A 19019-nucleotide genomic window follows, 5' to 3' on the forward strand; every position below is an offset into this window, starting at 1 on the left:
GGTCCTCCCTCGGGTCCCCTCGTGGATCGCGCCGCGGCCTCCCCGCCGCGGCGCGCCCGGTCAGCGTTCCGTGCGCCGGCGCCTCATGCGCTGGCGCGGCCGGCGGGCGGCGCCGGCGATGGCCGTCGCGCCGGGCTCACCCGCCCGCGCCGAGATCGGCGGTGGTCCAGCGGCCGTCCACCAGGCGCCACACGCCGCCCGGGTTGCGGTCGCGCAGCAGCGGCGGCAGCAGCGCGTCGGGCACGTGGTCGTAGCTGTGCAGCGCGGCGAAGCGGCGGATCGCGCCCGGCATGCCGACCGCGGTGAAGCCCGGGTGGCTGGCGGCCGGGAACGGGCCGCCGTGGTTCATCGCCGGGCTGACCGCGACCCCGGTCGGCATGCGGTCCACGATCAACCGCCCCACCCGCGGCCGCAGCAGCGGCAGCAGCGCCGCCGCCTCGGCGTCGTCGCGGCCGTCGCCGGCGCGGTACACGGTGGCGGTGAGATTGCCCTCGAATGCCTGCGCGATCGCACGCGCCTGCGCCGCGTCGGCGCTGCGCACCAGCAGCGAGACCGGGCCGAAGGCTTCGCCCTGCAGCCGCGCGGCATCGGCCAGGAACGCCTCGCCGCCGACCGACAGCAGCGCCGGCGCGACCCGGAAACCCGGGCCCGACGGCGCTGGCGCGCCGGCGATGCGCTGCGCGCCGGCCTGCAGCAGCGCGTCCACCGCCGCGTGCAGCTGGCGGCGACCGTCCTCGGAGAACAGCGGCTGCGCCGGCGCGGCGTCGAAGCGCGCCGCGGCCGCGGCCACGAAGGCATCGCCCGCCGCGCCGCGCGGCACCACCACCACGCCGGGGTTGGTGCAGAACTGGCCGCTGCCCATCGTGCAGGAGGCGAAGAACTCCTGCGCCAGCGCCTCGCCGCGCTCGGCCAGCGCGCCGTCGAGCAGGAACACCGGGTTGACGCTGGACAGCTCCGCGTAGAACGGCACCCCGACCAGGTCGGCGGCGGCCTTCAGGCGCAGGCCGCCGGCGCGGCTGCCGGTGAAGGCGACCGCACCGATCGCGCGGTGCCCCACCAGGGCCAGCCCGGTCGCCGGCTCCAGGTGGTAGAGCATCTGCAGCGTTGCCGCCGGCAGCCCGGCGCCGTGCAGCGCCGCGTGCGCGATCCCCGCCAGCGCGCGGCTGGTCGCCGGGTGCAGCGGATGCGCCTTGGCGATCACCGGATTGCGCGCGGCGATCGCGGAGGCGAAGTCGCTGCCGGCCACCGCGTTGAAGGCGAACGGGAAGTTGTTCGGCCCGAACACCACCACCGGCTTGCCCAGGGGGCCGTAGGCCGCGCGCAGGCCACCGGCGGTGTCGATGACCGGGTGGGTCCAGCTCGCCTCGCGCACGGCGCGCGCGGCCTGCCGCAACTGGCCGCTGGTGCGCGGCAGCTCGACCTCGCGCAGCCGCGGCGAGGCCGGCAGCGCGGTTTCCGCGTGCGCCAGCGCCACCAGTTCGTCGGCCGCCGCCTCGATGCCGTCGGCATAGGCGTCCAGGAACGCGGCCACCCGCGCCGGGTCGGCCGCGGCCAGCGCCGGCGCCGCGGCTTCGGCCGCGGTCAGCGCGGCCTCGACCTCCTCCGCGCCGCTGACCGGGAACCACGGCCCGATCTCCTCGCCGGTGGCCGGGTCGCGCGCGCGCAAGCGCCCGGCCGGCGCCACCGGATCGCGCCAGCCGCCCGCCACCAGCACCTGTTGCAGGGCGTCCACGTCAGAGCCCCGGATGGGTCTTGATGGCGTGCTCGATGATGCGCAGCGCCTCGTCGCGCTCGGCGCCCTCGAGCGTCAGCCGCGGCGCGCGCACGCGCTCGCTGCCCCAGCCCACCGCCTGCTGGGTGAGCTTGATGAGCTGCACGAACTTGGGCACGGTGTCGAGCCGCAGCACCGGCAGGAACCAGTCGTAGAGCTCCTTGACCGCGGCGTAGCCGCCCGCGCGGGCGCGCTCGAACAGCGCCACCGATTCGGCCGGATAGGCGTTGACCTGGCCGGCGATCCAGCCGGTCGCGCCCATCGCGATGCCCTCCACGATCGCGTCGTCGATGCCGGTCATCAGCACCAGGCGGTCGCCCGACAGCGCCTGGATCGAGGCGAAGCGGCGCAGGTCGCCGGAAGACTCCTTGACCGCCTCGACCTGGGGGAACTCGTCGGCCAGCGCCACGATCTGCTCGGCGCTGAAGTCGGTCTTGTAGGCGATCGGGTTGTTGTACAGCAGCACCGGCAGCGAGGTCGCGGCGATCACCGCGCGCACGTGCGCGCCCATCTCGCGCCAGTCGGTGGAGTAGGCGTAGGGCGGCAGCACCATCAGCCCGCGCGCGCCCTCGGCCTCGCAGGCGCGCGCCAGGCGCACCGCCTCGTCGGTCGACAGCGCGGCGATGCCCGGGATCACCGGCGCGCGATCGCCCAGCGCCTCGACCAGGGTGCGCACGATCGCGATCTTCTCCTCGAACGACAGCGTGCTGCCCTCGCCCAGCGAGCCGAAGGGCACGATGCCGATGCAGCCGGCCTCGACCTGCCACAGCGCATGGCGGGCGAGGAACGCGTGGTCGACCTGGCCGTCCTCGGCGAAGGGGGTGGTGATGGCGGGGATGACCCCCTGCCACATGGATCGGCTCATGGCGTGACTCCTGAGGTTGTCGTCGTGGAAGGCCCCGCCGCGCCGAACGAAGCCAGCACCTCCAGCGGGACGGGAAAGACCGGCGGCCGGAAGCCGCCGCGTGGAAAACGTCCGAGTTCGGCCAGCGCGGCGCCGCACACGCGCCCCTGGCAGGCGCCCATCCCGAGCCGGGTGGCGAGCTTGGCCTCGCGCGCGTCGGCGAACGGCGCCAGCGCGCCCATCCGCACGTCCTCGCAGCGGCAGACCACGGTGTCGTCTGCGGCCAGCCGGTGCAGGCGCGGATCGAGCGCGAAGGCGCGGCGCAGCGCGGCGGCGAAGCGGCGCACGCTCGCGCGGCGCGGCGCCAGCGCGAGCGCGGCGGCCTCGTCGCCGGCGGCGGCGAGGCCGGCGATGCGGCCCTCGATGCGCGCGCAGTCCACGCCGCCGATGCCGCAGGCCTCGCCGGCGGCGTACACGCCCTCGACGCTGCTGCGCATCCGCGCGTCCACCCGCACGCCGGCCTGCGCGCCGTCGCCGTCCAGCGCGCAGCCGAGCGCATGCGCCAGTTCCAGGTTCGGCACCAGGCCGAAGCCGCAGGCGAGCAGGTCGCAGGGCACGGTGCGGCGGCCGCCGCCGGCCACCGCCAGCTCCACCGCCTCCAGCCGCGCACCGCCCAGCGCGCGCAGCACGTGGCTGCCGGCGAGATAGCGCGAGCGCCACAGCGCGGCGCGCAGGCGCGCGGCCTGCGCGGCCTTGCCGGGCCAGCGCCACAGGCCCAGCGCGAAGCCGGCCAGCGCCTCGCGCCCGGCCTGCTCGTGGATGCCGATCACGCGCGCGCCGTGCCGGCGCAGCGTGTGCGCGGCGGCCAGCAGCAGCGGCCCGCTGCCGGCCACCACCGCGCGCGCGCCGCGCAGCGGCCAGCCCTGCTTGGCCAGCGCCTGCGCGCCGCCGGCGCCGACCACGCCCGGCAGCGTCCAGCCGGGGAACGGCAGCAGCAGCTCGCGCGCGCCGGTGGCCAGCACCAGCGCGCCGTGGTCGATCGAAAGCGCGGCGGCGTCCTCGCGCACGAACAGCCGCCCGCCCGCGTGGCCGACCACCTCGGAGCGCGGCAGCAGGCGCACGCCGGCGGCGTCCGCGGCCTCCAGCGCGCGGCGCGCGGCCGGCGGCGCGCCGTGCGCGCTGTCGTGCCGCCACACCTGTCCGCCCGGCTGCGGCTGCGCATCGACCAGCAGCACGCGGGCGCCGCGGCGCGCGGCCGCGGTGGCGGCCGCCAGCCCGGCCGGCCCGGCGCCGACCACCGCCACGTCGCAGCGGAGCAGGCGCTCAGCCATGCGTGCGCACCCGCATGCCCTCGGCCACCGGCGTCAGGCAGGCGCGCCGCTGCGCGCCGCCGTCGATGCTCACCCGGCACTCGAAGCACACGCCCATGCCGCACAGCGGCGCGCGCGGCTCGCCGCCGACCGAGGTCCGGAAGCCGGCGCCGGCGATCGCGATGGCGGCGGCCACGCTGCTGCCGGCGCGCACCGCGACCTCGCGGCCATCGACCGCCAGCCGCACCGTCGTCGCCGGCGCGCGGCTCACGCCGCCACCCGCGCGGGGTCGTAGGGCGCCGGGTCGATCGCCGGCGGCTGCCCCAGCAGCAGGTCCAGCAGCAGCCGCGCGGTACCCGGCGCGGTGGTCACGCCCAGGCCCTCGTGGCCGGCGGCCACCCACACGCCCGGGCAACCCGGTACGCGGCCGATGTAGGGCCGGCCGTCCGGCGTGCACGGGCGCAGGCCGGTCCAGGCGCGGATCGCCTGCAGGCCGCGCAGCACCGGCAGGAATTCGAAGGCGCGTTCCAGCATGCGCCGCAGCATCGACGGGTCCACCTCGCGCTCGCGCCGGCCCTGCTCGCGCGAGGAGCCGATCAGCAGTTGTCCGCTGGGCCGCGGCTGCACGTTGAAGGCGACGCTGCTGTCGGCATCGCCGTGCGCGCTGTCGGCGTAGCCCAGCTCCAGCAGCTGGTGGCGGACCAGCCCGGGGTGGCGGTCGGTGATCACCAGGTGGCCGCGACGCACGCCGAGCGGCAGCGCCGGCAGCAGCTCCGGCAGCTCGCTGCCGGTGGCCACCAGCACCTGCCCGCGCAGCACGGTGCCGTCGTCCAGACGCACGCCGCCGGCCGCCAGCGCCAGCGCGCGGCGGCCGCGATGGACCGCCGCGCCGCCGGACTGCGCGCGCGCCAGCAGCCACGCGGCCACCCGCGGCGGGTACACCACCGCCTCGCCCGGCACCCGCATGCCGCCGGCCAGGCCCGGCGCCAGGTGCGGCTCGCAGGCGTACAGCGCGCGCGCGTCCAGCCGCTCGGCCTCGATGCCGGCCGCGGCCAGCCGCGCGATGCGCTCGGGGATGCGCTGCAGCTGGGTCGGCGTCTCCGCCAGCCACAGCGTGCCGCAGCGGCTGAATTCCGCCTCCGGCAGCCCGGCGAATTCCTCCCACAGCCGCTGCGAGAACCGCGCCAGCGCCAGCTCCGCGGGATCGTCGTCCATCGCCACCAGGTGCCCCATCGAGGCCGCGGTCACGCCGCCGCCGGGCACCCCCGACTCCACCACCGCCACCCGCAGCCCGCAGCGCACCGCCAGGTCCGCGCAGCTCGCGCCGACGATGCCGGCGCCGACGACGATGAGGTCGAATCCGCTCATGGCGACGCCGGCGGCCTCGCGCCGATGCCCCAGACGAAGGGATCGTCCGCCTCCAGCAGCAGCTCGCTGCGCCCGGTGATCCAGGCCTGGCCGACGATGCGCGGCAGCACGCCGCGCGCGCCCTTGCGGTAGCTGGCCTCGAAGGCGCTGCCGAGGATGCCCTGCTGCAGCCAGCGCTCGCCCTCGCCCAGGCGCCCGTCGGCGGCCAGGCAGGCGAGCTTGGCGCTGGTGCCGGTGCCGCAGGGCGAACGGTCGTAGGCGCCGCCCGGGCACAGCACGAAGTTGCGTGCGACGCCGGGGGCGTCGGGCGCGCTGCCGCTGATCTCGATGTGGTCGATGACGCCGCCGTCCTCGCCGGCGAGCCCGGCGGCGTCGACCGCGCGCTGGATGGCCTGGGTGTAGGCGGTCAGCGCGGGGATGTTGCCCACCTCCAGCGCCAGCGGCGACTGCGCGGTGATGAAGAACCAGTTGCCGCCCCAGGCGATGTCGCCGGCGACGGTGCCGTGTCCCGGCACCTCGACCTCGACGCCGGCGGCATGGCGGTAGCTCTCGACGTTGTCGATCGAGACCCGGCCGTCATCGTGCAGCTCCACCCCGACCACGCCCACCGGCGTTTCCACCCGGTGCGCGCCCGGGCCGATCCGGCCCAGGTACGCCAGCGTGCGCACCACGCCGATGGTGCCGTGCCCGCACATGCCCAGATACCCGACGTTGTTGAAGTAGATCACCCCGGTGCAGCAGGCCGGGTCGTCGGGCGGCAGCAACAGCGCGCCGACCATGGTGTCCGAGCCGCGCGGCTCGGCCGCGATCGCGCTGCGCCAATGGTCGAAGCCCTCGCGGAAGCGCCGGCGCCGCTCGGCGAGGCTGCCGCCGCCCAGGTCCGGGAATCCGTCCAGCACCACCCGGGTGGGCTCGCCGGCGGTGTGCGAATCGATGACGTTCATTTTCCGCATGGCCCATCTTCGGCCCGCCCCCTGGCAGCGGCTAGGACGCACTCCCCGTGCGCGGTGCGGAAATATGCATAATGCGGACGACCGGGCCGCGCCCGCGCATCCCCCGCCACGGGCCCTCGCCGGCCCCGAGCTCCAGGAGGCCGCCGCCATCGACGTGATGCTCGCCCCCGACGAACTGCAGACGATCTTCAACGCGCTGCCGGACGTGGTGTTCTTCGTCAAGGATCGCGAAGGCCGCTACACCCACGTCAACCACACCCTGGTGCGGCGCCTCGGCCTGAAGAACCGCGCCGAGGTCCTCGGCCGCAGCGTGCTGGAACTGTTCCCCCCGCGCCTGGGCGGCACCTACTTCGTGCAGGACAAGCGGGTGCTGTGCGGGGAAGTGATCGAGAACCAGCTCGAACTGCACCTCTACTCCAACCGCTCGCCCGGCTGGTGCCTGACGTTCAAGCGGCCGATCGTGGCCGGCGACGAGATCGTCGGGCTGATCGGCATCTCCCGCGACCTCGGCCAGCCCGACCACCGCCATTCCGCGTTCGGCCGTCTGCAGCGCGCGCTGCAGCACATGCAGGCGCACTACGGCGAGCCGCTGCGCGTGCAGACGCTGGCCGCCATCGCCGGCGTATCGGTGGCCCAGCTCGAACGCCTGTTCAAGCGGGTGTTCCAGCTCACCCCGCAGCAGCTCTTGACCAAGCTGCGCATCGAGGCGGCGATGCGGCTGCTGCACTCGCACGCCAGCATCGCCGAGATCGGGCAGGCCTGCGGCTTCTCCGACCAGAGCGCGTTCGCGCGCCAGTTCAAGGCCACCGTGGGCGTGCCGCCGCGCGACTACCGGGCCCTGGCCTGCCAGGCCCCGGATGCGGCGATCGGCACGATCCTGGACCTGCCGGGGCCCCGCCCCACGGCCGCCACCGTACCCGCCGACGGGGTCTGACCGCCGGCGGGCCCGCACGGGGGCCGGTGTTAGCATGACGCCCCCGCCCGCAGCCCCCGTGTTCGATGGCCAGCTTCTTCCGCCGCAAGCCACCCGCCGACCGCAAGGACACGACGACCAGCCGCGGCTACAGCATCGAGGAACTGGCCGCAGCCTTTCCCAGCGCGCCGGCCGGCCCCGCGGCGCCGGAAACGCCGGCGCCGGAGACCGACGCCCCCGTCGTAGCCGAAGCGCCCATCGCGGCCGAAGCCCCCATCGCCGCCGAACCGCCCGCCGCACCCGCACCCGCGCCCGCGCCCGCACCCGCGCCGGCACCGCCGCCCGCGCCCGCACCGGAACCCGCCACGCTCCCGGCGCCGTCCGCGCCCGCAGCGACGACGCCGACCGCACCGCCGCCCACCGTCGAGCCCGCCGCGGCCGGCGCCCCGCCGCCGGCCGCCGAGGGCCGCTCGGGCTGGCGCGAACGCCTGCGCGGCAGCGCCTTCGCGCGCAGCCTGGGCGGCCTGTTCTCGCGCAACCCGCGCCTGGACGACGACCTGCTCGACGAGATCGAGACCGCGCTGCTGATGGCCGACGTCGGCGTCGCCGCGACCACCTCGCTGGTGGACGCGATGCGCAAGCGCATGAAGGCGCGCGAGTTCGCCGACGCCAACGCGCTGCTCGCCGCGCTGCGCGCCGACCTGATCGCGCTGCTGCGCCCGGTCGCGCAGCCGCTGGCGATCGACGCCGGCGCCAGGCCCTTCGTGATCCTCACCGTCGGCGTCAACGGCGTCGGCAAGACCACCACCATCGGCAAGCTCGCCCGCCGCTACAAGGACGAGGGCCGCAGCCTGATGCTGGCCGCCGGCGACACCTTCCGTGCCGCCGCGGTCGCGCAGTTGCAGGCCTGGGGCGAGCGCAACGGCGTGGCGGTGATCGCCCAGGGCCAGGATGCCGATCCGGCCTCGGTCGCCTTCGACGCGCTGCAGGCCGCGCGCGCGCGCGGCACCGAGGTGCTGATCGCCGACACCGCCGGGCGCCTGCACACCCAGCAGGGGCTGATGGCCGAGCTGGGCAAGATCCGCCGCGTGCTGGGCAAGATCGACCCCGACGCGCCGCACGAGGTGCTGATGGTGGTCGATGGCACCACCGGCCAGAACGCCGTCTCGCAGCTGCGCCAGTTCCACGCCGCGGTGCGGGTGACCGGCCTGGTGGTGACCAAGCTCGACGGCACCGCCAAGGGCGGCGTGGTGTTCGCGCTGGCGCGCGAGTTCGGCATCCCGATCCGCTACGCCGGCATCGGCGAGCGGCCGGAGGATCTGCGCGTGTTCGACGCCGAGGCCTTCGTCGATGCCCTGCTGCCCGAATCGCTCGGGCGCGACGGGACGGCCGCCGCGCAGTGAGGCGCCGGCGCGCGATCGCGCTGGCCGTGATCGTGGCGCTGCTGGCGGTGGCGCTGGGCGCGCTGTACTGGGCGAGCCGCGCCGCCACCGTCGGCGCCTTCGCCCTGCGCATGGCCGGCGACGCGCTCGACCTCGACATCCGCGCCGGCGGCTTCGAATACCGCCTGCGCGGCACCCCGCAGTTGGTCGCGCGCGACGTGGTCGCCCGCCAGCCCGGCGCCGACGTCGCGCTGCTGACCGCCGGGCGCGTGTCGATTTCCGTGCCGTGGGCCACCCTGCGCGCGCGCGGCGCGTCGCTGGACGTGACCCGGCTCGAACTGGACGCCCCGGCGCTCGACCTGGCCGCCTTCCAGCGCTGGTGGGCCACCCGTCCGCCGGGCGAAGGCCGCACGCCCAGCTTCGCCGAGGGTATCGCGGCCGCCGACGGCCGCATCGTCGCCCCCGGGTGGCGGCTCGACGCGCTCGGCCTCGACCTGCCGCGCTTCGCGCCCGGCGCGCCGCTGCGCGCGCACGTGCGCGGCCGCTACGAGAGCGGCGGCCTGCGCGCGCCCTTCGACCTGCGCCTGGCGATGACCCGCGCTTCCGCCCGCGCCGGCGTCGGCCTGGCCGGCACCCTCGCGCCCGCGGCCGGCGACTGGCGGCTGCCGGCGCGGCTGCGCCTGGGCGCCGCGCTGGACGCCAGCCAGGGCCGCATCGAACTGCACCGCACCGCGCTGTCGCTGCGCGCGCGCCTGCGCGGCGACGGCAGCGACCTGCCGCTGGTCGCGGGGATCGCGGGCGAGATCGCGCTGGCCGGCGGCGGCGTGCGCGCCGAACCGCTGGCGCTGTCGCTGCGCGGGAGCGGCCCGGTGCCGCGGCTGCGTGCGCGCGGCCTCGCCGCGCTGCACGGCAGCCTCGCGGTGGCACTGGAGGGGGAACTGGCCGACTGGCCCGAGGCCTGGCCGCCGCTGCCGCCGCCGGTCGGCGCCTCCGACGCGCCGCTGCCGTTCGCGCTCGGCTACGACGGCCCGGCCGACCTGGGCGCGCCGGTCGCCCTGCGCCTGTCGCGCGACGGCGCGCGGATCGAGGGTCGCGCCCGGCCCGGCGAACTGCGCGCCTGGCTCGACGGCCTCGACCGCGGCACGCCGCTGCCGCCGCTCGACGGGCGGCTGCAGGCGCCGCGGCTCGAACTCGACGGCGCCACCCTGCACGGCGTGGACATCCGCGTCGTCGACGACGCCCCCACGCCATGAGCGCCGATCCCTTCGCCCGGCGGCTGCTCGACTGGTTCGACGGCCACGGCCGCCACGACCTGCCCTGGCAGCACCCGCGCACGCCCTACCGGGTCTGGCTGTCGGAGATCATGCTGCAGCAGACCCAGGTCTCGGTGGTGGTGCCCTACTTCGAGCGCTTCGTGGCCGCGTTGCCGGACGTGCCCGCGCTCGCCGCCGCGCCGCTCGACAGCGTGCTCGCGCTGTGGTCGGGGCTGGGCTACTACGCCCGCGCGCGCAACCTGCACGCCGCCGCGCAGGCCTGCGTCGCCCGCCACGGCGGCGACCTGCCGCGCGACTTCGACGCCCTGGTCGCCCTGCCCGGGATCGGCCGCAGCACCGCCGGGGCCATCCTCTCCCAGGCCTGGGGCGACCGCTTCGCGATCCTCGACGGCAACGTCAAGCGCGTGCTCGCGCGCTGGCACGGCGTGGACGGCTGGCCCGGCCTGCCGGCGGTGGAGAAACGCCTGTGGGCGCATGCGCAGTCGCACCTGCCCGACGCGCGCATGGCCGACTACACCCAGGCGCAGATGGACCTCGGCGCGACCCTGTGCACGCGCCGCGCCCCGCGCTGCCTGCTGTGCCCGGTCGCCGACGGCTGCATCGCGCGCATCGAAGGCCGCACCGAGGAACTGCCCACGCCCAAGCCCGGCAAGGCCCTGCCCGAGCGCGAGACCCACGTCGTCGCGCTGGTCGATGCCGAGGGCCGCGTGCTGCTGCAACGCCGCCCGCCGACCGGCGTGTGGGCCGCGCTGTGGTCGCTGCCCGAGGCCGCGTCGGCCGGGGACGCGCACGCCTGGGCCGCGCGGCACGCCGAACTGGCCGGCGACGGGGCGGTGCTCGACACCGTGCAGCACGGTTTCACCCACTTCCGCCTGCGCTTGCACCCGCTGCTGTGGCGCCCGGTGACCCCGCGGCTCGCGGTGCGCGACAATGACGACCTGCGCTGGGTCGCCGCAAGCGACCTCGACGCGCTCGGCATCCCCGCCCCCATCCGCCGGCTGCTGCGCCTCGCCGGCGCCTGACGCACCGAAACCCCGGAGACCACGCCCATGAGCCGCCAGGTGTTCTGCCAGTACGAGCAACGCGAGACCGACGGGCTCGATTTCGTGCCCTGGCCCGGCGAGCTGGGCAAGCGCGTGTTCGCCGGCATTGGCCGCAACGCCTGGGCGGCCTGGCTCGCGCACCAGACCATGCTGATCAACGAGAACCGGCTCTCCCCGCTCGACCCCAAGCACCGCGCCTTCCTGGAGGCGGAGATGGAGAAGTTCCTGTTCGGCGGCGGCGCCGAGCGGCCCGCCGGCTACGTGCCCGAACCGCCCTCCGCCGGCTGAGCCGCCGCGCCGTCGCGTACCTGGCGCTCGGCCTCGCGTACCGCCTTGACGTCGAGCGGGCGGATCGTGGCGATGTGGCACGGCACCTGGATCGAACCGGTGCCCAGCGCCATCACCTTGTCGAAGCGCGCATGCACCCGGTTCTGGGTGCTGGTCAGCGAGATCGCCTGCGCGAACTGCAGGTCCTGGCAGCGGCCGGTCAGCTCCAGCAGGTAGGCCTCGTTGGGCCGGGTCCACACCGCCACCGCGCTGTCGCCCAGCGGCGTCCAGCCGCTGAGGCTGCCGAAGAACTGGAAGCTCGGCACCGGCTCGCCGGCGTGGGCGCGGTGGATCGCGAGCTTCTGGTCGTCGGGAATGCGCCCGCTCGCGCAGGCGGCGAGCCCCAGCGCGAGCAGGCCGGCGGTGGCGGGAGCGAGCAAGGCGGATATGCGCATCGGCGGCCTCCAGGGAAGCATCGGGGAACGATGCCCCGCAACATGCTGTCGCGGCCCGCGCACCGCAAGACGGCGGCCGTCGCCGGTTCAGCACGCATCGCGCTTGCCGCCCGCGCCGCGGCCCCGTATGATGCCGCCCTCGCACACGGCTCGGCCGCGTCGCGTCACTTGGCCGGGTAGCTCAGTTGGTAGAGCAGGGGATTGAAAATCCCCGTGTCGGGGGTTCGATTCCCTCCCCGGCCACCAAGGTTCCCGGGCGGTTAGCTCAGCGGTAGAGCATTGCCTTCACACGGCAAGGGTCGCAGGTTCGATCCCTGCACCGCCCACCAGATCGTCGCATCCGAAAAGCCGGCCCCGTGCCGGCTTTTTCGTTTCGCGCCGCAGGCGACGGCTTTCCCGCCCCCACCTCCGTGCGGCCCTCCAAGGGAGCCGGCAGGATCCGTGTCAGGCGCAAGCCGCCGGAGTCCTGGTCCGCGCGCAGTCTTCGCCCGCCTGCCGGTCGTCCCGGCCATGTCCGCCGCGCTCGGCTCGAGCCCGGCGATCGTCCATGCCGACGCATGGCCCCCTGCGCGCTGCGGCGGCACCGCGCGCGGCCCTGAGCGCGCTCACCAGTACCCCAGCACCTTCCACCACAGCACGCCGAGGGTGCCGTAGATCGCCAGCTCCGCCACGCACATGACCAAGCCCACGCGCCACCACTCGCCCAGGCCGACGTAGCCGCTGCCGAAGATCACCGGCGAGGTGCCGGTGGCGTAGTGGGTCAGGGTCATCATGATGGTGGAGCCGGCGACCATCATCAGCACGAACGGGATCGCGTAGTCGGCGGGCACCAGTTGCAGGCCGACGGTCAGGAACGCCAGCATCATCGCGCTGATGTGCGCGGTGGTGCTGGCGAACAGGTAGTGCGAGAACACGAACAGCAGCACCAGCACCGCGCCGGCCGCCTGCCAGCCCATGCCGCTGCCGGCGATCGCGTCCTTGAGGCCCTGCGAGAACCAGGCGATCACCCCCAGGCGGTTGAGCTGCTCGGCCATCATCACCAGCGCGCCGAACCAGATCAGCGTGTCCCAGGCGCTCTTCTCCGAGAGCACGTCGTCCCAGTCGATGGTGCCGGTGACGATGAGCACGAACAGGCCGACGAAGGCGACCACGGTGGGGTCGAGCCGGAACGCCGGGCCGAACAGCAGCGCCGGCACGTTGGCCCACAGCGCCAGCAGCAACGCGAAGGTGGCCAGCATGACCTTCTCGCGCGCGCTCGGCGGGCCCAGGCGCTCCAGCTCCCGCCGCGCGTAGCCGGCCGCGTCCGGGGTCTCCTTCAGCTCCGGCGGCGAGAGCAGGTAGACCAGCAGCGGCATGGCGAGGATGCAGGCCAGGCCCGGCAGCAGCATGCACAGCGCCCAGGTGGTCCACGAGAGCTGGAAGCTCTGGCCGGTGGCGCGGGCCACGTAGTCCACCACCAGCGGGTTGGGCGCGGTGGCGGTGAGGAACATGCCCGAGGTGATGGTGTTGGCGTGCATGTTGACCAGCGCCAGGTAGGTGCCGACCTTGCGCTGGGTGCCCTGCGCGGGATCCGAACCGAACGCGTGGGCGATCGAGCGCATCACCGGATGCACCACGCCGCCGCCGCGGGCGGTGTTGCTGGGCGTGAACGGCGCCAGCAGCAGGTCGCAGGCGGCCAGCCCGTAGCCGATGCCGATCGCGCGCTTGCCCAGCAGCGCGATGAACAGCAGGCCGATGCGGCTGCCCAGGCCGGTCTTCTTGACCCCGCGCGAGATCAGGATCGCCACCACGATCAGCCAGATCAGCGGGCTGGCGAAGCTGGCCAGCGCATCGCGGATGGCGTCGGCGGACGAGGTGGCGGTGACCTGCGACAGGGCGACGATGACGATGGCCATCATCGCCATCACCCCGATCGGCATCACCTTGAGGATGATCGCGACGATGGTGGTGAGGAAGATCGCCACCAGCCCCCAGGCCTTGGGCGTCAGCCCCTCCGGCACCGGCAGCGCCAGCAGGATCACCAGCACGGCGGTGGCGATCGCCGCGGGCACGATGCGGAACGGCACCGCCTGCGCGAAATGCCCGAGCGCGCCGCGCAGGCCATCGATGAGCTTCGCCATGTCGTATCGCGGCAGCGCCGCCGGTCGCGGCGCACCTACCTTACTGCAGCGCAGCACGTCTTCCGATCGCCGGTTTTCGATGGCCTCACGATCCTGACTCCGCGCGTAGGATTTTTCCTACACGACGTCACGGCAAGCGCCTACTGCTTCGGCATGGCGGAAGGCGCATGCTGGCCTCGCCCCGGCAGCTTGGTCATGCGACGGCACGGATGCCGCTCCGCAATGGAACGCCGACCAAAGGCCTTGAGCAAGCCTTGGAGCTGGGCCGGGGACAAACCAGTTTTGGCGACAGGATGTTGCCCGCCAGCGAGCCCTCCGGGGCTCGTTGACGTTTCTGGCGTCCGGCGACGCGCCGGCGCCCGGCCAGGAACGCGCGTCGTGCAGGGATCGTGCTTTACGCAACGTCGCCCGGCATCGAGCGCGCGCGACGGACGGTCCCGGGACGAACGGCCCACGTCCGCGGCAACCGGCCCGCCCCGCCCGCATCGCCCGCCAGCGCCGGCGCGCCCCGTGGGCCTGGCCCTCCGCCCGGCTGCCCTCCCCGTCGCGATGCGCACGGGGGCCAGGCGGCGTGTCAGGGACAATCGGCGATGCGCTCGAACGCCAGGTCCTCGAAGTCGTAGCTGAAGTCGGCCTCGGGATCGACCTTGCGCAGGCCCAGCCGCACGCGGCCGGCGTCGCGCTCGAACGTCGCCCAGACCTCGACGTCGATGGCGTCGTCGTCCCAGTCGATCAGTACGCCCTCCCCCGCGCGCATCAGGCGGCCGGCGAGCTGGGGCGACTTGGCGGCGGCGAAGGCGACGCCGCCATCGGCGGCGCACACCCGCGCCTCGCCGAACCAGGGGTCGCGGTAGACGCCGAGCGGCACGTCCGCCTCGCCCGCGGCCACCGGCCGGCGCGCCGAGGTGTCGGGCACGCGGCGCTCGGCCGGAAGCGCGTCGCGCTCGCGCGCCAGCGCCCGCGCGTAGTCCGCGATGGGCCGGGCGCCATCGGGCCGGGCGAACAGGTCCGACAGCGCCTGCACCAGCACCGTGCGCGCGTCGCCGCCCTCGCCGTTGATCAGCACCACGAATCCCGCGCCCAGTTCCGGCAGCAGGGTCAGCGCCGAGTACATGCCGGCCAGGGTGCCGGTATGCGAGACCTTGAGCCGGCCGTGCGCGTCGTTGAGGCGCCAGCCGTAGCCGTAGGCGTAGAAGCGGCTGCCGTCCCACTCGCGCAGGCGCGCGCCCAGCGGCATCGGCGTGTGCGCGCTCCACAACGCGGCGCGTTGCGCCTCCGACAGCCAGGGCGCGCCGTCCACCGTGGCGAAGCGCCCGGGCTGCAGCCAGGCGCGGGCCCAGACCAGCATGTCGTCCAGGCTGCAGCGCACGCCGCCGGCGGCGGCCATCGGCACCGCCGGCACCTGCGGCGGGTCCTCGCGATAGACCCGGTTGCGGCCCGCGTCGCGGCGGTGCGGCTGCGCCACGTCGCCGGTGCGCGCCAGGTCGAAGCCGCCGGCGACGCAGCGCGACATCCCCAGCGGCGCGAACACCTCGCGCGCCATCAGCGCCTCGTAGGGCGCGCCGCCCGCGGCCGCGGCCACCTCGCCGGCGACGATGTACAACGTGTTGTCGTAGGCGTAGCGGGAACGGAAGCTGTGGATCGGCTTCAGGTGCGCGAGCCCGGCGATCACGTCCTCGCGGGTGAAGGCGTTGGGCTCGGGCCAGAGCATCAGGTCGCCGGCGCCCGGGCCCAGGCCGCTGTTGTGGATCAGCAGGTCGCGCACCTGGATCTCGCGCGTCACCCACGGGTCGTGCATGCGGAAGCCGGGCAGGTGCCGGACCACCGGATCGTCCCAGGCCAGCCGGCCCTGGTCGACCAGCCGCGCCAGCAGCGCGGTGGTCATGGCCTTGCTGTTGGAGGCGATCTTGAACAGCGTGCGCGGGGTGATCGGCTCGCCCTGCCCCGCCCGCAGTTCGCCGGCGGTGCGGCGATAGGCGATTTCGCCATCGACGACGATGCCGACCGCGATGCCCGGCAGGTCGTAGCGCCGGACGGTGTCCTCCACGGCGCGGTCGATCGCCTCGACCGGCAACGCCGGCCGCGCGGCCGCGTGCGTCGGCCACGCGCATCCGGCGACGCAGAGCGCCAGGATCAGTTTCATGCCTTGCATTTCATGCCTTCCGTCATCGCCCCCACTCCAGCCGCGCCCGCCCAGGCCGGCGCATGAACGCGGCACCGCCGCCGACCGCAAGGCCGCCGCTCGGCCGCGCTCAGAAGTTCCAGGTCACCACCAGTTGCGCGTAGCGGGGCGACTGCCAGCGGGTCCCGGTGCCGTGCAGGCCGCGCACCACGCCCGGGCCGAGCTCATAGCGCTGGCGCACGTTGATCACCTCCTGGTCGTTGAGCAGGTTGAACACCGCCAAACGCGCCTTGAGATCGATCCCGTCCACCGGCAGCGTCCAGGTCACGTTGGCGCCGATGTTGTAGGTCCACGGCAGGCGCCCGCCTGCGCCGCGGCCGGCGTATTCGTAGACCCGGCCCGCGACCGGGCCGGCGCAGTTCTGCACGCAGTGCCAGAACGACCCGCCGCCCGAACCCTCGGTGACGAAGCTGCCCGCGCCGGTGGTGTCGTCGGGCCAGGTCACCCCAAGCTGGTTGATCGGGCCGCCCGACAGCGCGGTGAAGGTCGCGCCGAAGCTCCAGATGTGGTTGAGCGCATAGCTGCCGCGCAGCTTGATCTGGTGGCGCCGGTCGTTGAACAGCGGGCCGTAATCCTGGTTGTTGGCCGGATGGTCCCAGTGCTGGACCATGCCGGTGTCGCCGTAGTTGGTGTCGGAGTTGACCGGGCCTTCGTGGTTGCCGTGCGACTTCGACCAGATGTAGGAGGCGTTGAACGCCCACTTGCCGTCCCAGGCGCGGTCGATCTGCAACTCCACCGAGCGGTAGGTCCGCTTGGGCTCCGAATAGCCGACGACCTCGCCGCTGCCGCCCTTCATGTAGCCGTCGCGCGAGGTATCGATGGTGATCCAGCCCTCGGTCTCGCAGCCGATGCTCGCATCGCCCCAGATCGTCAGCGGCTTGCCCGGGTTGGCGATCGGCCACAGGTTGCCGCCGACCGGCCCGCAGGGGGTGTGGTTGATGCGCACGTCGTCCAGCGCGTTCTTCATCCGGCGGTAGGTCGCATTGACGCCCCACGACCAGGCCGGGCTGAGCATCGCCTGGTAGCCGAGGATCGCCTCGTCCTGGTAGACGGCGTCGAGGTCGGCATCGACGCTCTGCCGCAGGTCGTTCACCGTCACGTTGTAGCTGGTGTCGACCGGCCCGATCTGGCTGCCGACGATCGGCTCCATGTAGGCGCCGCCGGTGACCGGGTTGGTGGCCTGCCGCCAGCCTTCGAGCACGTAGAAGGTACGTTCGTCGGTCAGTCCGCCCGCGAAGGTGTAGTTGATGTTGTTGGTGACCGGCAGGTAGTAACGGCCGAGGTTGCCGAACAGCTTGGTGCTGCCGTCGCCTCGCATGTCCCAGGAGAAGCCGGCGCGCGGCGAGACCAGGTCGTCCATCTCGATGAAGCTGCCGCCGGCGGCGGTCTTGTTCTCGAAACCGTCCACGCGCACGCCCAGGTTGAGCAGGAAGTTCGGGGTGATGCTCCAGGTGTCCTCGATGTAGTACGCGCTGGCCTCGGTCTCGAACACGCCGCCGTCCACGCGCCGGCGCGCCATCAGGATCGCGTCCACACCCGGCGGCACCACGGCGCCGTTGTCCAGCTCGGCGCCCGGCGCCGCGGCGTAGGCGGTATAGCGCATGCCGGTCGGGCCCGGATAGAAGCTGGTGCGGTCGGTGGTCATCACCTCGCGATCGATGCCGAACCGCAGCTGGTGGTTGCCCAGCGTCCACTCGAAGTCCAGCCGCGCGGCCTCGCGCTCGTCCTCGTGCGCCACGATCATGGCCGACGTCGGGTGGCAGCCCAGCGTCGGGGAGCCCATCGCCTCGTAGGCGGCACGGTAGCTGGCGTCGAAGGACACCTGCTCGCAGGGGCCGTCGGCCGGCGAGGACGAGAACGCCCTGCTGCGGTTGATGCCGTACATGGCCTTGGCGACGAAGTGCTCGCCGAAGTAGCCGGTGTAGGTCAGCGAGCCGCTCTTGCCGCCGCCTTCCTCGGTGTTGCTGCCGATGGCCTCGCCGACGTCCTTGGTGTCCCAGTCGTAGGCGTAGGTGGTGGTGTCGGTTTCGGTCTCGTCGGAAAACGCCAGCAGTTCCAGCAGGTGGTTGTCGGTGATGCGCCAGTCCATCTTCGCGCCCCAGAATCCGTCGCCGGCCTCGCCCCGGAACCACTCGCCGCCGCCGGTGCCGCTGTACTTCGAATCGCGGTCGCGGGCTTCGTACATGGCGAACAGGAACAGCCGGTCGCGCACGATCGGGCCGGACGCCCACACGTTGGCCTTGGTGAAGCTGCTGCGGTCGCGGCTGGCGCGGTAGATCGCGGTGGACGTGGTGCCGTCGGAGTTCGTGGCCGCGAATTCGTGGTCGTCCGCGCTCGCCTTCCACGCCGCCGGCTCGAAGGTCAGCTCGACGCCGCCCGCGAACTCGTTGCTGCCCGAGCGCGTCACCGCGTTGATGACGCCGCCGGTGGCGCGGCCGAACTCCACGGAATACCCGCCGGTCTTGACCTGGTACTCCTGGAAGAAGGCGAACGGCGCGGAGGAGTAGCTCTGCCGTCGATAGAAATCGGTGACGTTGAGGCCGTTGATGAAGACCGAGTTCTCGGCCACCGACGAACCTCCGAAGGAAATTCCGCCGAACGAGGCGTTGCCGCCGACCACGCCCGGGGCCAGCAAGGCCACCGCATCCAGGCTCTGCCCGACCGGCAGCCGCGCCCATTCCTCGCGGGTGATGCTGGTGGCCGATTCGGTGGACCGCACGTCGACGCGGTTGACCACCCGCGACCCGACGACCTGGACCGCGGCGAGGTTGGCGATGCCGCCTTCGCTGCCGAGGTTGACGGTGGTGGTGCCGCCGAGCGCGACGTTGACGCTCAGCGGCTCCCCCAGGCGCCGGCCCCCGCGCGTGACCGCGAGCGTGTAATCGCCCACCGGCAGCTGGCCGAGGCGGTAGGTCCCGTCCGCGCCCACGGTGGCCGAGCGGGTCAGCCCGGTCGCCTCGTGGGTCACCACCACCTGGTCGCCGGCGGTCGCCCGGCCCGCCACGGCGCCGGTCACGCTCTGCGCCTGGACCTGCGGCGCCATCGCCCCCAGGCATGCCCCCAATGCCATGCACAATGCCGCCCTGCGAATCGTCTTGCCTCTCATCACGCCTTCTCCCCAGCGCAAGTGGTGGATG

At 74.2% G+C, this 19019-nt stretch carries 14 protein-coding genes, 2 tRNA genes and 1 pseudogene; 7 read left to right on the forward strand and 10 right to left on the reverse strand.

The features are described from left to right. Positions 1 to 136: 136 nt before the first annotated feature. The 6 genes from Z164_RS0115640 to Z164_RS0115665 are packed head-to-tail and all read right to left on the reverse strand — an operon-like array spanning position 137 to position 6246. Positions 137 to 1732, reverse strand: a complete 1596-nt coding sequence (locus Z164_RS0115640) for an aldehyde dehydrogenase family protein (protein ID WP_024891625.1) — start codon at positions 1730 to 1732, stop codon at positions 137 to 139. 1 nt (position 1733) lies between these two features. Continuing rightward, positions 1734 to 2636, reverse strand: coding sequence for a dihydrodipicolinate synthase family protein (locus tag Z164_RS0115645; RefSeq protein ID WP_024891626.1), 903 nt, complete (start codon positions 2634 to 2636; stop codon positions 1734 to 1736). Next, complete coding sequence (locus Z164_RS0115650) at positions 2633 to 3946, reverse strand: NAD(P)/FAD-dependent oxidoreductase (protein ID WP_024891627.1); 1314 nt, start codon at positions 3944 to 3946, stop codon at positions 2633 to 2635. Before Z164_RS0115650 ends, Z164_RS0115645 begins: the two co-directional genes overlap by 4 nt. Further along, positions 3939 to 4196 carry a (2Fe-2S)-binding protein gene (locus Z164_RS0115655; protein WP_043690399.1) on the reverse strand — a complete coding sequence of 86 codons (258 nt, stop codon included), beginning with the start codon at positions 4194 to 4196 and terminating at the stop codon, positions 3939 to 3941. The genes Z164_RS0115650 and Z164_RS0115655 overlap by 8 nt, the downstream gene beginning before the upstream one ends. Further along, the gene (locus Z164_RS0115660) at positions 4193 to 5293 is read right to left on the reverse strand and encodes an NAD(P)/FAD-dependent oxidoreductase (RefSeq protein WP_024891629.1); all 1101 of its coding nucleotides are present in this window, start codon (positions 5291 to 5293) and stop codon (positions 4193 to 4195) included. Before Z164_RS0115660 ends, Z164_RS0115655 begins: the two co-directional genes overlap by 4 nt. Further along, positions 5290 to 6246: a proline racemase family protein gene (locus Z164_RS0115665; protein ID WP_024891630.1), complete on the reverse strand. Its 957-nt coding sequence runs from the start codon at positions 6244 to 6246 to the stop codon at positions 5290 to 5292. The genes Z164_RS0115660 and Z164_RS0115665 overlap by 4 nt, the downstream gene beginning before the upstream one ends. Positions 6247 to 6403: 157 nt before the next feature. Here Z164_RS0115665 and Z164_RS0115670 point away from each other — a divergent pair. The 5 genes and pseudogenes from Z164_RS0115670 to Z164_RS0115690 all read left to right on the forward strand — a co-directional run. Beyond that, positions 6404 to 7096: pseudogene (locus tag Z164_RS0115670) on the forward strand (PAS domain-containing protein); the annotation flags it as partial. A 149-nt stretch (positions 7097 to 7245) separates the two neighbouring features. Next, positions 7246 to 8562: a signal recognition particle-docking protein FtsY gene (gene ftsY / locus Z164_RS0115675; protein WP_024891632.1), complete on the forward strand. Its 1317-nt coding sequence runs from the start codon at positions 7246 to 7248 to the stop codon at positions 8560 to 8562. Then, positions 8559 to 9794, forward strand: a complete 1236-nt coding sequence (locus Z164_RS0115680; protein ID WP_024891633.1) for a hypothetical protein — start codon at positions 8559 to 8561, stop codon at positions 9792 to 9794. The genes ftsY and Z164_RS0115680 overlap by 4 nt, the downstream gene beginning before the upstream one ends. Continuing rightward, on the forward strand, positions 9791 to 10837 hold the full coding sequence (gene mutY, locus Z164_RS0115685) for an A/G-specific adenine glycosylase (protein ID WP_024891634.1): 1047 nt from the start codon (positions 9791 to 9793) through the stop codon (positions 10835 to 10837). Before Z164_RS0115680 ends, mutY begins: the two co-directional genes overlap by 4 nt. 27 nt (positions 10838 to 10864) lie before the next feature. After that, positions 10865 to 11146: an oxidative damage protection protein gene (locus tag Z164_RS0115690; RefSeq protein ID WP_024891635.1), complete on the forward strand. Its 282-nt coding sequence runs from the start codon at positions 10865 to 10867 to the stop codon at positions 11144 to 11146. Here the strand turns inward: Z164_RS0115690 and Z164_RS0115695 are convergent. Next, on the reverse strand, positions 11116 to 11580 hold the full coding sequence (locus Z164_RS0115695; RefSeq protein ID WP_024891636.1) for a DUF6491 family protein: 465 nt from the start codon (positions 11578 to 11580) through the stop codon (positions 11116 to 11118). The genes Z164_RS0115690 and Z164_RS0115695 overlap by 31 nt on opposite strands. Before the next feature lie 170 nt (positions 11581 to 11750). On the opposite strand from Z164_RS0115695, the gene Z164_RS0115700 reads away from it, so the two are divergent. Together Z164_RS0115700 and Z164_RS0115705 are read left to right on the forward strand one after the other, a co-directional pair. Beyond that, positions 11751 to 11826, forward strand: a tRNA-Phe gene (locus tag Z164_RS0115700). Positions 11827 to 11834: 8 nt separating this feature from the next. Further along, positions 11835 to 11909: transfer RNA gene (locus Z164_RS0115705), tRNA-Val, on the forward strand. Between the two features lie 276 nt (positions 11910 to 12185). Here the strand turns inward: Z164_RS0115705 and Z164_RS0115710 are convergent. From Z164_RS0115710 to Z164_RS0115720, 3 genes are all read right to left on the reverse strand, one after another. Beyond that, positions 12186 to 13700 (reverse strand): DASS family sodium-coupled anion symporter, encoded by a 1515-nt coding sequence (locus Z164_RS0115710; protein ID WP_024891637.1) that lies wholly within the window; start codon positions 13698 to 13700, stop codon positions 12186 to 12188. Positions 13701 to 14274: 574 nt separating this feature from the next. Further along, the gene (locus tag Z164_RS0115715; RefSeq protein WP_024891638.1) at positions 14275 to 15843 is read right to left on the reverse strand and encodes a serine hydrolase; all 1569 of its coding nucleotides are present in this window, start codon (positions 15841 to 15843) and stop codon (positions 14275 to 14277) included. A gap of 109 nt (positions 15844 to 15952) precedes the next feature. Beyond that, positions 15953 to 18988, reverse strand: coding sequence for a TonB-dependent receptor (locus tag Z164_RS0115720; RefSeq protein ID WP_024891639.1), 3036 nt, complete (start codon positions 18986 to 18988; stop codon positions 15953 to 15955). Positions 18989 to 19019 lie beyond the last annotated feature (31 nt).

This window comes from Luteimonas huabeiensis HB2 (genome assembly GCF_000559025.1).
GTDB lineage: Bacteria > Pseudomonadota > Gammaproteobacteria > Xanthomonadales > Xanthomonadaceae > Luteimonas > Luteimonas huabeiensis.

What these genes read in the sequence shown, in the direction of transcription:
- Z164_RS0115695 (WP_024891636.1), bottom strand. Translation starts at nt 11,580, where the DNA reads ATGCGCATATCCGCCTTGCTCGCTCCCGCCACCGCCGGCCTGCTCGCG.
- Z164_RS0115665 (WP_024891630.1), bottom strand. Translation starts at nt 6,246, where the DNA reads ATGCGGAAAATGAACGTCATCGATTCGCACACCGCCGGCGAGCCCACC.
- Z164_RS0115650 (WP_024891627.1), bottom strand. Translation starts at nt 3,946, where the DNA reads ATGGCTGAGCGCCTGCTCCGCTGCGACGTGGCGGTGGTCGGCGCCGGG.
- Z164_RS0115645 (WP_024891626.1), bottom strand. Translation starts at nt 2,636, where the DNA reads ATGAGCCGATCCATGTGGCAGGGGGTCATCCCCGCCATCACCACCCCC.
- Z164_RS0115715 (WP_024891638.1), bottom strand. Translation starts at nt 15,843, where the DNA reads ATGAAACTGATCCTGGCGCTCTGCGTCGCCGGATGCGCGTGGCCGACG.
- ftsY (WP_024891632.1), top strand. Translation starts at nt 7,246, where the DNA reads ATGGCCAGCTTCTTCCGCCGCAAGCCACCCGCCGACCGCAAGGACACG.
- Z164_RS0115690 (WP_024891635.1), top strand. Translation starts at nt 10,865, where the DNA reads ATGAGCCGCCAGGTGTTCTGCCAGTACGAGCAACGCGAGACCGACGGG.
- Z164_RS0115660 (WP_024891629.1), bottom strand. Translation starts at nt 5,293, where the DNA reads ATGAGCGGATTCGACCTCATCGTCGTCGGCGCCGGCATCGTCGGCGCG.
- mutY (WP_024891634.1), top strand. Translation starts at nt 9,791, where the DNA reads ATGAGCGCCGATCCCTTCGCCCGGCGGCTGCTCGACTGGTTCGACGGC.
- Z164_RS0115710 (WP_024891637.1), bottom strand. Translation starts at nt 13,700, where the DNA reads ATGGCGAAGCTCATCGATGGCCTGCGCGGCGCGCTCGGGCATTTCGCG.
- Z164_RS0115720 (WP_024891639.1), bottom strand. Translation starts at nt 18,988, where the DNA reads ATGAGAGGCAAGACGATTCGCAGGGCGGCATTGTGCATGGCATTGGGG.